This window comes from Flavobacterium agri (assembly GCF_013401995.1).
GTDB classification, from domain to species: Bacteria; Bacteroidota; Bacteroidia; order Flavobacteriales; family Flavobacteriaceae; genus Flavobacterium; species Flavobacterium agri.
Genome location: NZ_JACBJI010000004.1, coordinates 52813 through 65952, shown reverse-complemented (window position 1 = coordinate 65952; position 13140 = coordinate 52813). Strand labels below are relative to the sequence as shown.

The window sequence follows — 13140 nt, the reverse complement described above, 5'->3', positions numbered from 1 at the left end:
GATTATTTTACGGTTGCTTTTGCAGAATCTTTGTCCGACGCGTTTTGAGCGGTCTCGGCGGTCGGCTGTTTCGGTTGCGGGACGATCTGCATGTCGTCTTTCATTTTCGAAGCGCCTTCTATCACGACGGTCTCGCCTTCCTGCAAGCCTTCCGAAACGATGAAATTAAGTCCTGAAACTCCGTTGGTCTTGATGATACGCGATTTGACCTTGTTGTCGCTTCCGACCACATAAATCTGTTGCTTGCCCTGCATGTCGAGAACGGCGTTTTGAGGCACGAGGATCGTACTTTTCACTTCTACGGGAATTCTTACGATTCCGGTTCCGCCGCTTCTTAGAACCGCTTGCGGGTTCGCGAATTCGGCACGGAACTGTGTCGTTCCTGTTTCCGGATCGGCCTGACCGTTGACCGTTTCGATCTTTCCTTTTACGTCGTATTCCGAATTATCGGCCAAAAGCAAAGAAACCGCAGGCACATTCTTGAGTTTCGCGGCCAGCGATTCGCCTTTGAACGTCTTGGCGAAATCGATCATCTGTTTCTCGTTGAGCGAAAAATAAGCACGCATTACACGAGTATCCGAAACCGTCGTAAGCGGCTTGTCGTCAGACATGCTGACCAAAGCGCCTTCTTTGTACGGCAAGCTTCCTATAAAGCCGTCTACGGGAGACGTAATCGTGCCGTAACCGATGTTCGCGGCAACGCTACCGTAAGTGCTTTTCGCCTGTGCGAGTTTCGCTTTGGCCGTTTCCAGCTGCACCGGACTGATGATGTTCCTGTCGACTAGCGGCTTCAAACGATCCACTTCGACCTGTGCGGCGTTCACGGCTGCTTTCGCGGCGGAAGCGTCTTGGTTGAGCGTATTCGTCTCCAATTTGAAAAGGATTTGGCCTTTGCGCACCTGCTGGCCTTCATCGACGTAAATCTTTTGGATGAACCCGTTTACTTTCGGACGGATTTCGACGTTCTGTCGGCCTTCGAGGTTCGCCGTGTATTCCTGGTAGACCGTCGCGTCCTGTTTGACGACTTTCTCTACAGGAAACGGCATCGGGCCGGGAGCCTGTTGAGCCTGTTCATTCTTTTTCCCGCAAGAGGCCAAAAGAACCGAAGCTATGATGAAACTGAAAATGTGATTGGTTTTCATATAAATGTGAGTGTAGATTGATTGTTTACTTCTTCTTGTTTTTTTCTTCGATCTGACGGAAGCGCTCTACCGTTTTCTGCAGCAATTCCTCGACCTTGAGCACATGGCTTTGATACGCCTTGATGTTTTCTATGTTCTCGTATTTGTATTCGTGCTGTGTCTTTTCGGTGTAGGCCAACATGCGCTCGATAAGCCTTTTCTCGAATTGCAGCATGCGTTGGTAATTGTCAAGGCGGTCGCTGAACGGAGCCGGCCTGTAATATTTCTTTCGGTCGCCCGAAACCGTGATGTACGTGATTTTGCCGAGTTTGAGCAGTAAATTCACTGCCGTGGAAACCGAACTTTTGCTCGCGCCGGTAATCTCGACAAGGCTTTCGAACGTAAAGCCCGGAGTGCGCCCGTCTACGATGATCAATCCGAGGATTCTCGAAGCCAACGGCGGTAAATGGTAAAGTGTCTCAAAGTGGACGCCGAACATTTCGATGAGTTCCTCTTTTTCCTTTTGAAGATCCATTTCACAAAAAATTTGACCACAAAATTAAACTTGGTTCGTCTTTCACCGAACTAACCGAACTTAAATTTGTGTTAATCTTACGAAATCGATTTCTTAGGGGATGAAAATGGATTTTAATAACGCTCGACTTTTGAGAGCCAGTCTTTTATACCCGTTTGTAGTTTTTCGGACAATGCCTGCGCTTCGGCAATGTTAAGGATTTCGACGATTTTGCGTCCGTCGGGATAATTCTTGCCCTTAAGCCCTACCGCATCGTCGATTTTGTTTCCCGTCGGAAAAACGATCAGGATTTTGCTTCTGTGAAGATTGATGACGGCCAAATCGCGTTTGTATTCCTTGGCGTCGAATTCGGCCATTTGACCGTTAAAATAAAACGCGATCGAATTCCATTTGACGTGTTCCGAAATTTCATCATCGGTATTAAGAAAAAGTGTGCGAAGATAATCGACAGTCGCGCGTGAAATCGGCTCAATACTTTCCAAATGACGATCGACTTGTTCGGTATCGGAAAGGTTCGTTTTGGCCATGCGCTTAATTTAATACTTCGATATTGACGCGGATAAAGCCGTGGTTTTTATTGTCGGTGATCGTCATGAACGCGCGTTTGGTCAAATCGAGTTCGCGTCCGGCTTTGTGCGGCCCGCGGTCGTTCACCGTCACCACGACCGATTCTCCGTTCTTGACATTGGTCACCCGCAGTTTCGTCCCGAAAGGCAGCTTGCGGTGCGCCGCGGTCAAATCGCTGTTGTGGAATTTTTCACCGCTCGCGGTTTTGCGACCGTTGAATTTGTCGGCATAGTACGAGGCTTCTACATTGCGCTTGAAAGTTTTGGCCGATCCGCCGCCTTTTGAGGACGAACAGGAAACGACGGCAACCGACAGCATGAAGAAGACGATCAGGGCAAGGATCCGCTTCATATACAGGTTTATTCGATTACTTCGATGGTTACTTTGAGTGCGCCGCCCCAACCCGAGCCGGCGATATCCATAAACGCTTTTTTGGTAAGGTCGATGTCGCGTCCTCTAGTGAATGGCCCGCGATCGGTGACTTCTACGATGACCGATTTGCCGTTGGCCTCGTTGGTTACCTTGAGTTTGGTTCCGAAAGCCAGCTTGCGATGTGCCGCCGTATAGCCTTTGTTGCTGAACTTACGTCCGCTTGCGGTGCGCTTTCCGTTGAACTTGTCGTGATAATAGGAAGCGTGCGCGTTCTTTTTGAAGACTTTGAGCTTGAGGTTGGACACCAGTTTGAGACTGTCGGCAACCGCTGCATTCTTTGCTATCGAATCCTGTGGCGTTTTCCCTTGTTGCGGCTGTTGGCTCGACTGGAAACCGAATCCGCTGATGAAAACCGCTAAAATCGCGATCGCGGTAAATAGTATTTTTTTGTTTTTCATATCTGAAATTTTATCGCGGGAACGTTTTAACAAATACCGTTCCTTTAGACGAAAAAAGCGCCCTAAAGCGCCTGAATGGTTATTGGAACCACAAATTCCACGGAATCCTGCTCAAAAGAAAGACCAATCCCAAAGTGTAGAAAATGGCAAAACACTTGAATTTGTCTTTGCTGAGTTCCTTTCGTTTGTGTTTCGACCATCCGATCGTAATCAAGACGATGGCCAAAATATTGACAAGCGGATGCTCTAGGGAAGTCAATCGCAAGGCACTGTTGCTCATTTGTCCGAGCGACGCGAAACCGAGCGGAGACGTGAAATACAACAGCAATCCCAATACAAGTTGTACGTGGGAGGAAATCAGCGCAAATAATCCTAATCTTTTGTCGGAAGGCTTGAATTCGCGTGTGGAAAAGTATCCTGAAAGCCCGTTGATTGCGGCGATAAGAAGCACGAGGAGAACGATGTAAGCCCATCCGGAATGCGCTTGTTGAATGAATTTTTCCATCGGTAGTTCGTTGTTTGGAAACCCAAATATAGGAAAATTTAGCATAAAAAAGCCCCGCTTTGAGGCGAGGCTTGTTATATGGAATCGATAGAAATTACTTTTTCGCAAGGAACGCCTTGAGCAAAAAGCTCGTAGAACTGTCGTGGTTGCCGACTTTTCCGCTGTTGATTTCGTCTAAAATCGAAGTGGCCAACTGCTTGCCGAGTTCGACGCCCCATTGATCGAAACTGTAAATGTTCCAGATGACGCCCTGGACGAAAATCTTGTGTTCGTAAAGCGCGATCAAAGAACCGAGCGTTTTCGGCGACAGCTTATCGATAAGGATCGAATTCGTCGGTTTGTTGCCTTCGAAAACCTTGAACGGCTTGAGTTTTTTGGCTTCTTCACTTGAAACGCCCATTTTGTCGAATTCGGCTTGTACTTGGGAGCCGGTTTTTCCATTGAGAAGCGCTTCGGTCTGGGCGAAAAAGTTCGACATCAGTTTGTCGTGATGGTCCCAATCGCCATGTAAAGGCTTTACGAATCCGATGAAATCCGTAGGAATCAATTTCGTACCCTGATGGATCAACTGGAAGAATGCATGCTGGGAATTCGTGCCCGGCTCTCCCCAAATGATCGTTCCGGTTTGGTATTCAACGACGTTTCCGTTTCTGTCGACGTATTTGCCGTTACTTTCCATCGTGCCTTGTTGCAAATACGGCGCGAGTCGGTTCAAATATTGGGAATATGGGATCAAAGCCTCGGTTTCGGCCCCGAAGAAATTGTTGTACCAAACGCTCAAAAGCGCAAGTACGACGGGAATATTTTGGTTGAATTCGGTCGATTTAAAGTGTTCGTCCATTTCGTTCGCCCCTTTGAGCAAATCGTCGAAATTTTCGAATCCGACAGCCAAAGCGATAGACAATCCGACGGCGCTCCACAACGAGAAACGTCCGCCTACCCAATCCCACATCGGGAAAATATTGTCGGCGTCGATACCGAATTCCGTTACTTTTTTGATGTTCGTCGAAACGGCTACGAAATGTTTGGCGACATCTTCCTGTTTGCCCGATTTCAGGAACCATTTGCGGATCGTTTCGGCATTGCTCAACGTTTCCTGTGTCGTGAAGGTTTTGGATACCACGACGAACAAAGTCGTTTCGGGATCGAGGTTTTTGATGACTTCGTTCACGTGATCTCCGTCGACGTTGGAAACGAAATGTACATTGAGGTGATTTTTATAGAATTTGAGCGCTTCCACGACCATGGCCGGACCCAAATCGGAACCGCCGATACCGATATTCACGACATCGGTGAAGGTTTTTCCGGTAAAGCCTTTTCTCGTGCCCGCAATCACTTCGGATGTGAAGGCCTTGATTTTATTTTTTACCGCATAAACTTCGGGAACGACGTTTTCTCCGTCCACGTTTATAACCGCCGATTCGGGAGCTCGCAAAGCCGTGTGCAGCACCGCACGTTTTTCGGTCGCGTTGATCGCATCTCCGTTGAAATACTTCGAAATCGCGTCTTTCAACTGGACTTCTTCGGTCAATTTCAAAAGCAGATCAAGCGTTTCCTGCGTAATGATGTTTTTCGAATAATCAACCAGGAAATCGTTCCAGCTAATGTGGAATTTTTCGGCGCGATTCGCATCTTCCGAGAACAGTTTCTTCATCGGAATGTGGCACAAATGACCGTGGTGGTGTTGCAATTCCTGCCAGGCAGCAGTCGTTTCGGGGTTTATCTTAGGTAGTGGCATAATCGTTTTTTTGACAGACCAAAAATAACACAATCCCGATTAATTCAATACCGATATATTAACAGATTTGGATCAGCTTTTGGGCAAATCCTTGAATTTGGACGAAGCGACGCTGTCGAGTTCGCGTTTTAGCGGCGTCATTTCGGCTATGAAACGGGGTTTGTATTTCTTGTCCATCGGTTCGGCGTTAGGAAGTCGCAAACGCAACGGATCGACCTGTACACCGCTTTTCCAGAATCGGTAGCACACGTGCGGACCTGTCGCCAATCCGGTACTTCCGACGCGTCCGATCACATCGCCTTGGGTGACGCGTTGACCACGTCTGACGAGGATTTTCGACATATGAAGATATTGGGTCGAATAGGTGCCGTTGTGTTTGACTTTGACGAAATTCCCATTTCCGGTCGTATAGCCGGTTTGCTCAACGACTCCGGATGCGGTTGTCATGATCGGAGTTCCTGTCGGCGCGGCGTAATCGGTGCCTTTATGCGCTTTCCAGACTTGTTGCACCGGATGGAATCGGTTGCGTGAAAAACGCGATGAGATGCGGCTGAATTTCAATGGCGCTTTCAAAAAGAAATTCTTGAGCACTTTTCCTTCTTCGTCGTAATAAGCAACTCTTCCACGCGTCGTGTCCTGAATGAAAGGAAACGCGTAAATCAATTTTCCTTTGTATTCGAAAAACGCGGCTTCCATGTCTTCTACACCGTCGTAAATCGTATCGTTGATATAACGCTCGGTAAACGTGATCGCGAACTTGTCGCCTTTCTGCAATTTGAAGAAATCGATACTCCAAGCGTAAACCGTAGAGATTTTGTTCGCGAGTCCCGGATCGACGTGCTGGCGTTCGAGCTCTTCGGTCAACGAGCCGTCGAGAGCCGCTGCAATCGTGCGTCTTTTGATTTTTATCGGACGTACTTTTTTATAGGATTTTGCGATCGAATCGCGCAAATCGACCACATAATAACTCAAGCGGTCGGGTTGGTAAACGAAAATCTGTGCTTTTTTGGATACATCTTTCGTACGCAGGATCGTATAGGGTTTTCCAACACGGATTTTTCGCACGTCGAACGTATCGCGTATCTGCTCGACGATATCGTGTACCTGGCTCGGATTGAAATTCTGCTTCTCGAGGATGCTTCCGAACGTATCGCCCGAAACGACCGTATCGTTGAGCACGTCGAAATCGTTCAACTTGAAACCGAATTCGACGATCACGGGTTTCGCCTTGGCCACGACGGGTTTCGTTTCGGTTTCTTTCTCAGATTTATTGCACGCGAAAAGCAATAGGAATACCGGTAAAAACAGTACGGATAATCGTTTCAAATCTTGGCTTTTACGCGGTTACACTTTTTCCTCTCCCCAATTCTTGAGTTCTTCCTCGCTCCAGAGTTCGGGGAAGAAAATACGGCGTTGGTACTTCGGGTGCATGTACTTTTTCCAGTCGCTGCCTCCGGTAGCCTCGCCGTCTCCGTGTCCGCTGTCGATGTATTTTCGCGCAGCGTGCAAATGTCCCATCACCCATTTCACGTTCACCGTGTGGTCGTAATGGCGCATCGCATTTCTCAATTCGGGGTTTTGGCGGTCTTCTTCGGGAAGTTCCGAAAACTTGCGCCACAGGTTTATGGTGTTGTATTCCTCCATGAAGCGAAGGAACTTGTCTTTGTATTTCTTTTCGAAATTGCCGAGCAGCGCCGATTTTTTGCCTGTTCGATAGTCTTTCCCCGCAGCTTGCCAATATAAGTGCTCAAAAGCGTGCAAATATGGCGTGTTTCTGTCGATAGTCGCACGGAAACGGTAATCGATCAGGTTGATCAGGTCGGTCGACGCGAATTCGATCAATCGATATTGCGCGCTCTGGAAACCGCTCGCAGGCGTAAGCGTGTTGCGGAATTTCATGTATTGCTCCACTTCCATCCCGTCGCCCATGATGTCGAAAGAATTCGTCAACAGGTCGAAATAACGCGAGATCCGCATCAAACGCTCGGTAAAGAAATTCGTCGTGAGCTTCTCGGTGTGGCAAACCTGCTCGATTTCCCACAAAATCATCTTGAACAGCAATTCGTTGACCTGATGGTACATGATGAATACCATTTCATCGGGCAAAGTCGTGCGTTGCGTCTGTAAGTTTAGAAGAGCGTCGGTTTGTATGTAATCCCAGTAGGTAATGGGTTTAGACCATAATAATCCTTCTAGGTGTGTTTCTGTCTTTTGGTCAATCGCACGGAATTTTTCCTCTAATTTATCGAGGATTTCTTCCGATATGTTGTGGTTGGACATCAGGGTTTAGCTTTTACTTTAAATGAATGTTTGAGTCCTTTAAAGCTTTCAAGATCGGCTTTAATGGATCCGACGGCCAAACTCGCCTTGATGCGGACCGGAATTTTGTTGTCGTCGTCTGATATCCAGACGGTGAGGCTCTCTTCCTCTTTAAAAACGCGGCCCGACTGGACGAGCGGACGGAAAATCATCGTCGGAATCGTCCCAAATTTAGTCGATATATCTTCCTGACCAATATATTTTAACTTAAACTTGATCACCTCGTCGTCAAAAAACATGTCGACGGTAATCGCCTGCCCGACTTTCATTTTATCGATGCTCGGATGGTTTCGCAAATAATAGAACATCGAAACCACGTCGAGTGTATTGTCTGGCGTCACGTATGTTTTTTCCTTGTTGCGTTTGTAATCCTTGACCAAAACACGATTGCCCGGCTGGTCGAAAAACGCTTCCTGGTTCCGGACGTATCCGCCCTCGTCTATCTTTCTCACGGCTTGCACGGGTACACATGTTCCCTTATCGAAATAGCTTTCGTAAGTATCGTCTACCTTGAAGAAAAAACGCGACATTCCGACTGTCCAGCCTTTCCCGACGGCATGAAAAACTTTTTTGCCGTTTCTCGTCGATTCCTGCATGTCGAGCGTGGCATATCCTGCGTTCACGATGCCATAATGAATACGGAATTTGAAGTATTCGCCCACACCGAACGCATCTTCCTTTTGGGAAGAAAATCCGGCGGTTACAATGAATAATAAGAATACTATTACCTTTTTCATACTTTAAAAATAGCTTTTTTTTCGTGGGGCTAGTCAAAATCCATTCCAAAAAAAATGATAAAACAAAAAACCCGTCCGGAAATCCGAACGGGTCTAATGCTATTAACCAACCAAAAAACTATAATTATGAAAAACTTTACTGCAAGACCGGGAAACCACCCCCTGAATTGCGCTGCAAAGATACGCCGCTATTGAGGATTTGCAATAAAAAAATTAGATTTAACACAAATTTTGCAAAGAAAACGTTTTCGAAAATGGCCTTTTTGAGGATTCTATCAGAAATATAACATTCAGGGAACAAAAAATTCATGTGTTAAAACACAAAAAGCCCGCCAAAATGACGGACTTTTTGTGATAATCGATTAAAAATTAGAGCGTTCCGCGTTTCGCCTGCTCTCTTTCGATAGATTCGAACAACGCTTTGAAGTTTCCGGCACCGAAACCTTTGGCTCCCATGCGCTGGATGATTTCGAAGAACAACGTCGGACGATCCTGAAGCGGCTTTGTGAAAATCTGCAACAAATAACCTTCTTCGTCGGCATCGACCAAAATCGCGAGATTTTTGATCACATTCAGGTCTTCTTTCATCATTTTCATATGGTCGCCCAAACGGTTCGGGACATCCTCATAATACTCGGCAGGCGGAGCCGAAAGGAATTCTACGCCTCTCGCGCGCAATTGAGTAACGGTCGTGATGATGTCATCTGTCGCAATCGCTACGTGCTGGATTCCAGGTCCGCCATAGAAATCGAGATATTCCTCAATTTGGGATTTTTTCTTGCCCTCGGCCGGTTCGTTGATCGGGAATTTGATGCGCCCGTTTCCGTTCGACATCACTTTAGACATCAAAGCCGAATATTCGGTATTGATCTGCTTGTCGTCGAACGAAAGGAAATTCACGAAGCCCATTACTTCTTCGTACCATTTCACCCATGTGTTCATTTCGCCCCAGCCGACGTTTCCTACCATGTGGTCGATGTATTTCAATCCGGTCGGTTCAGGCTTGTAATCGGATTCCCAAACTTTGTAACCCGGAAGGAACGGACCGTTGTAGTTCTTGCGCTCTACGAACATATGCACGGTTTCGCCATAGGTATAGATTCCCGAACGCACAGTTTCGCCGAATTCGTCTTTCTCGACGGTCGGTTCCATAAAAGGTTTCGCGCCGCGTTTTGTAGTTTCCTCGAACGCGCTTCTGGCGTCTTCTACCCACAAAGCCGCGACTTTAACGCCGTCACCGTGTTTTTTGAGGTGATCGTTGATCGGTGAATCCGGAGTCAATGGCGTGGTGAGCACGAATCGGATTTTTCCTTGCTGGATCACGTAAGACGTACGGTCTTTCACGCCCGTTTCCAATCCGGCATAGGCTACAGACTGGAATCCGAAAGCAGTTTTGTAAAAATGCGCGGCTTGTTTGGCGTTTCCGACATACAGCTCCACGTAATCTGTTCCCAATAGCGGCAAAAAGTCTTGCGCGCCTTCAAATATTTTTTCAAGGCCGTATTCGACCGATTTTACTTCTTTGCTCATATTCAGCTAATTATTCAGCTATTGCTGACAGTTTGTTGTTTAAATTTTTTCGGATTATTCAACCCATGATTTGTAATACTGCCCGTCGTCCAACCCCATGGCTTCTTCGGTCACCATCAACGGTCGGAACGTGTCGACCATAACGGCCAATTCTTCGGTAACGGTTTTGCCGATACTGCGTTCCATCGCGCCGGGCGCCGGTCCGTGTGGGATTCCTTTCGGATGCAACGTGATATGGCCTTGTTCTATGTTGTTTCGGCTCATGAAATCGCCGTCTACATAATATAGAACCTCATCGCTGTCGATGTTGCTGTGGTTGTAAGGCGCCGGAATGGCTTTCGGATGGTAATCGTACAAACGCGGGCAGAACGAGCAAACCACGAACGTAGACGTCTCGAAAGTCTGGTGTACCGGAGGCGGTTGGTGCACACGACCCGTAATCGGTTCGAAATTGTGGATCGAGAATCCGTACGGGAAGTTATAGCCGTCCCAACCGATCACATCGAACGGATGCGTCGCGTAGACGAGCTCGTGCATCATGCCTTCCTTCTTGATCTTGATTACGAATTCGCCTTTTTCGTCATGGGTTTCGATTTCTGACGGAAGCTTGAAATCGCGCTCGCAAAAAGGAGAATGCTCGAGCAATTGCCCCGAAGCGTTCTTATAGCGTTTTGGCGTATAAAACGGTGCGTGCGACTCGACGTAGAACAAACGGTTGTCTTCTGTATCGAAGTCGATCTGGTAAATCATGCCGCGCGGGATGATCAAATAATCGCCGTACTCGAAATCGATGTTGCCCATCATGGTGCGCAGTTTCCCGCTTCCTTTGTGGATGAACAGCATTTCGTCTGAATCGGCATTCTTGTAAAAGTACTCGCGAAGTGATTTTCTCGGTGCGGCAAGCCCGATGATACAGTCGCGGTTCACGAGCATGGCTTTGCGGCTTTCGAGGAAATCGTCGGCTGGTTTCAATTCGAAACCTTTAAAAAGCAAAGACTTGATGTTCTTGTCGATCGCGATTTTAGGCTCTACCGAATACGACTTGCGGATTTCCTTGACCTGCGTGGGGCGATGCACGTGATACAGCAACGACGAATGTCCGTGAAAGCCTTCGGTGCCGAACAACTGCTCGTAATAAAGGCCGCCGTCCGGCTTCTCGAACTGCGTATGCCGCTTTTGTGGAAAATCGCCGAGTTTATGATAAATTGGCATAGTTAAGTGTTTTTTGTTTAGCCGCGAATTTCACGAATCACACAAATAAGCAATGCAGAAATCGGGCAAATAAAAGAATTCTGAAGTCTTGAATTTCACGTAATACATTCGGGTAATTCGTGAAATTCGCAGCAAAAAACCGAATCTCACTCGGGGTTTCGCTTGATCATGAACTTGAGATGCGACAATAAATCTTTCCAGGTTGTCATACCGTCAAATATCGGAAAAATTTAAATTTTGACCGTGTTTGTTACGGATAATTTATAAAAACAAAAACTCCGGCGTTTCGACCGGAGTTCTTCGTAAATATCGTGAATCTTATTTCGCCTTCTTATAGCTATAAGCGTATACCATCGTGTGGATGGCCGCAAAAATCAACGAGAAATAAAACAGTGACGCATCGTCGGCATCGGGACTCGAGTGGTGTACGAAAGCCACGACGACCAAACTCAATACCATCGCCAAACCAGAACCGGCGACGGTTTTATAATTCCCGATAGAGAATTGGCCGCTGTTCAAATAACTGTTCTTCATTCCGTAGAACAAATACAAATCGAAACCGATCATCATCCAGACGATAAGACGGATCCAAGTGTCAAGAGGAAGGAAAACCATCATGAACAAGCAAACGCCAATACCCAAAATCGGAACCAAAGGCACAAGAGGCGTACGGAAAGCACGAGGCGCATCCGGCATTTTCTTGCGCATGATCATCACACCGATACAAACCAGGATAAACGCGAACAACGTTCCGATACTGGTCATCTCACCGACTACACGCGCCGGGATGAAAGCGGCGAAAATACTCACCAAAATCATGAAAAGCGTGTTGTTTTTTGCCGGAGTTCTGTATTTCGGATGCACTTCAGAGAACACTTTCGGCATCAAACCGTCTTTACTCATAGAGAAGAACACACGGCTTTGCCCCATTAGCATCACAAGGATAACCGATGCGTAACCCGCCAAAATCGCGAGCAAAATCGCATTGTTCAACCACGGATAAGCTGGAGTGATCATACCCGAAGCGTCGGCGTGACCCATATTTTCGACCGCAACCGCAACCGGCGCGATCCCGTCCTGACCTGCGAAAGCCGTATAATTCACGACTCCCGTCATCACGTGGGCGAAAAGGATGTACAATAACGTACAGATTCCGAGCGACAACAAAATTCCGATCGGCATGTCGCGTTTCGGGTTTTTGGCCTCCTGGGCAGCAGTCGAAACCGCATCGAATCCGATGTAAGCGAAGAAAACGATAGCCGCCGCACGAATGATTCCCGAGAACCCGAAATGCCCGAACTCACCAGTGTTTTCAGGAATATAAGGGGTATAGTTTTCCGGTCTGATGTATTGCCAGCCCACCGCGATAAAGATTAATACGACACTCACTTTCAAGGTTACGATCAACCCGTTCACGAATGCCGATTCTTTCGTACCGCGCATCAAGATCATCGACATCACGATCACGATAAAGACCGCCGGAATGTTGATGACGCCGCCTTCGAACGGAGAAAGCATGTACGCATCGGGTATGTGGATGCCGTATCCGCTGAGGAATTTTCCGAGATACCGCGACCAACTGATCGAGACCGTCGCCGCCCCTACGGCGTATTCGAGTACCAAATCCCATCCGATGATCCACGCGATGAATTCGCCCATCGTCGCGAACGAATAGGTATAGGCACTACCCGCGACCGGAATCATGGACGAAAATTCGGCATAGCACAATCCGGCGAAAATACAGCCGAAAGCCGCCACTAGAAACGAAATGGTGATGGCCGGACCTGCGTTGGTCGCCGCCGCCAAACCGGTAATCGAGAATAATCCGGCGCCGATGATGGCACCTACGCCAAGCGCGACAAGACCCGAGGCCGACAAGGTTTTTTTGAGTCCTTTTTCAGATTCCGTCGCCTCGTCGAGCAACTGGTTCAAAGGCTTTCTTTTCCAAATAGACATATAAAGTGGTTATAATTTAAACGATTGGTTTGTTTGAAGGCCAAATATATCGCTTTTTGTAAAAAGGAGTCAAAACCTTCGTATAATTTG

13 protein-coding genes are annotated in these 13140 nt (G+C 47.4%); all 13 read right to left on the bottom strand.

Going from position 1 to position 13140, the window contains the following annotated elements; all coding sequences use genetic code 11:
* Window positions 1-2: 2 nt before the first annotated feature.
* The gene (locus HZF10_RS10395; protein WP_176006145.1) at window positions 3-1142 is read right to left on the bottom strand and encodes an efflux RND transporter periplasmic adaptor subunit; all 1140 of its coding nucleotides are present in this window, start codon (window positions 1140-1142) and stop codon (window positions 3-5) included.
* Between the two features lie 25 nt (window positions 1143-1167).
* On the bottom strand, window positions 1168-1656 hold the full coding sequence (locus HZF10_RS10390; protein ID WP_176006144.1) for a GbsR/MarR family transcriptional regulator: 489 nt from the start codon (window positions 1654-1656) through the stop codon (window positions 1168-1170).
* Between the two features lie 113 nt (window positions 1657-1769).
* Window positions 1770-2183, bottom strand: a complete 414-nt coding sequence (locus tag HZF10_RS10385; protein ID WP_176006143.1) for a DUF1801 domain-containing protein — start codon at window positions 2181-2183, stop codon at window positions 1770-1772.
* Between the two features lie 4 nt (window positions 2184-2187).
* Window positions 2188-2541 carry a septal ring lytic transglycosylase RlpA family protein gene (locus HZF10_RS10380; protein WP_246282575.1) on the bottom strand — a complete coding sequence of 118 codons (354 nt, stop codon included), beginning with the start codon at window positions 2539-2541 and terminating at the stop codon, window positions 2188-2190.
* Between the two features lie 41 nt (window positions 2542-2582).
* Window positions 2583-3053, bottom strand: coding sequence for a septal ring lytic transglycosylase RlpA family protein (locus tag HZF10_RS10375; RefSeq protein ID WP_176006141.1), 471 nt, complete (start codon window positions 3051-3053; stop codon window positions 2583-2585).
* Window positions 3054-3132: 79 nt separating this feature from the next.
* The gene (locus HZF10_RS10370) at window positions 3133-3558 is read right to left on the bottom strand and encodes a hypothetical protein (protein WP_176006140.1); all 426 of its coding nucleotides are present in this window, start codon (window positions 3556-3558) and stop codon (window positions 3133-3135) included.
* Between the two features lie 94 nt (window positions 3559-3652).
* Window positions 3653-5296 carry a glucose-6-phosphate isomerase gene (gene pgi / locus HZF10_RS10365; RefSeq protein WP_176006139.1) on the bottom strand — a complete coding sequence of 548 codons (1644 nt, stop codon included), beginning with the start codon at window positions 5294-5296 and terminating at the stop codon, window positions 3653-3655.
* Window positions 5297-5368: 72 nt separating this feature from the next.
* Window positions 5369-6622, bottom strand: a complete 1254-nt coding sequence (locus tag HZF10_RS10360) for a M23 family metallopeptidase (protein ID WP_176006138.1) — start codon at window positions 6620-6622, stop codon at window positions 5369-5371.
* Between the two features lie 18 nt (window positions 6623-6640).
* Entirely contained in the window at window positions 6641-7576 is a 936-nt protein-coding gene (locus HZF10_RS10355) for a tryptophan 2,3-dioxygenase family protein (RefSeq protein ID WP_176006137.1), read from the bottom strand.
* Window positions 7576-8352, bottom strand: coding sequence for a DUF3108 domain-containing protein (locus tag HZF10_RS10350; RefSeq protein ID WP_176006136.1), 777 nt, complete (start codon window positions 8350-8352; stop codon window positions 7576-7578). Before HZF10_RS10350 ends, HZF10_RS10355 begins: the two co-directional genes overlap by 1 nt.
* A 369-nt stretch (window positions 8353-8721) precedes the next feature.
* Window positions 8722-9882 carry a 4-hydroxyphenylpyruvate dioxygenase gene (gene hppD / locus HZF10_RS10345; protein ID WP_176006135.1) on the bottom strand — a complete coding sequence of 387 codons (1161 nt, stop codon included), beginning with the start codon at window positions 9880-9882 and terminating at the stop codon, window positions 8722-8724.
* A 54-nt stretch (window positions 9883-9936) separates the two neighbouring features.
* Window positions 9937-11094, bottom strand: coding sequence for a homogentisate 1,2-dioxygenase (locus tag HZF10_RS10340; protein ID WP_176006134.1), 1158 nt, complete (start codon window positions 11092-11094; stop codon window positions 9937-9939).
* Window positions 11095-11412: 318 nt separating this feature from the next.
* Window positions 11413-13050 (bottom strand): amino acid permease, encoded by a 1638-nt coding sequence (locus HZF10_RS10335; protein WP_176006133.1) that lies wholly within the window; start codon window positions 13048-13050, stop codon window positions 11413-11415.
* Window positions 13051-13140: the final 90 nt, after the last annotated feature.

Excerpts from the sequence above, each read along its gene's own strand:
- HZF10_RS10335 (WP_176006133.1), bottom strand. The coding sequence starts at position 13,050 with ATGTCTATTTGGAAAAGAAAGCCTTTGAACCAGTTGCTCGACGAGGCG.
- HZF10_RS10350 (WP_176006136.1), bottom strand. The coding sequence starts at position 8,352 with ATGAAAAAGGTAATAGTATTCTTATTATTCATTGTAACCGCCGGATTT.
- HZF10_RS10375 (WP_176006141.1), bottom strand. The coding sequence starts at position 3,053 with ATGAAAAACAAAAAAATACTATTTACCGCGATCGCGATTTTAGCGGTT.
- HZF10_RS10385 (WP_176006143.1), bottom strand. The coding sequence starts at position 2,183 with ATGGCCAAAACGAACCTTTCCGATACCGAACAAGTCGATCGTCATTTG.
- HZF10_RS10380 (WP_246282575.1), bottom strand. The coding sequence starts at position 2,541 with ATGCTGTCGGTTGCCGTCGTTTCCTGTTCGTCCTCAAAAGGCGGCGGA.
- HZF10_RS10340 (WP_176006134.1), bottom strand. The coding sequence starts at position 11,094 with ATGCCAATTTATCATAAACTCGGCGATTTTCCACAAAAGCGGCATACG.
- hppD (WP_176006135.1), bottom strand. The coding sequence starts at position 9,882 with ATGAGCAAAGAAGTAAAATCGGTCGAATACGGCCTTGAAAAAATATTT.
- HZF10_RS10355 (WP_176006137.1), bottom strand. The coding sequence starts at position 7,576 with ATGTCCAACCACAACATATCGGAAGAAATCCTCGATAAATTAGAGGAA.
- HZF10_RS10370 (WP_176006140.1), bottom strand. The coding sequence starts at position 3,558 with ATGGAAAAATTCATTCAACAAGCGCATTCCGGATGGGCTTACATCGTT.
- HZF10_RS10390 (WP_176006144.1), bottom strand. The coding sequence starts at position 1,656 with ATGGATCTTCAAAAGGAAAAAGAGGAACTCATCGAAATGTTCGGCGTC.
- pgi (WP_176006139.1), bottom strand. The coding sequence starts at position 5,296 with ATGCCACTACCTAAGATAAACCCCGAAACGACTGCTGCCTGGCAGGAA.
- HZF10_RS10395 (WP_176006145.1), bottom strand. The coding sequence starts at position 1,142 with ATGAAAACCAATCACATTTTCAGTTTCATCATAGCTTCGGTTCTTTTG.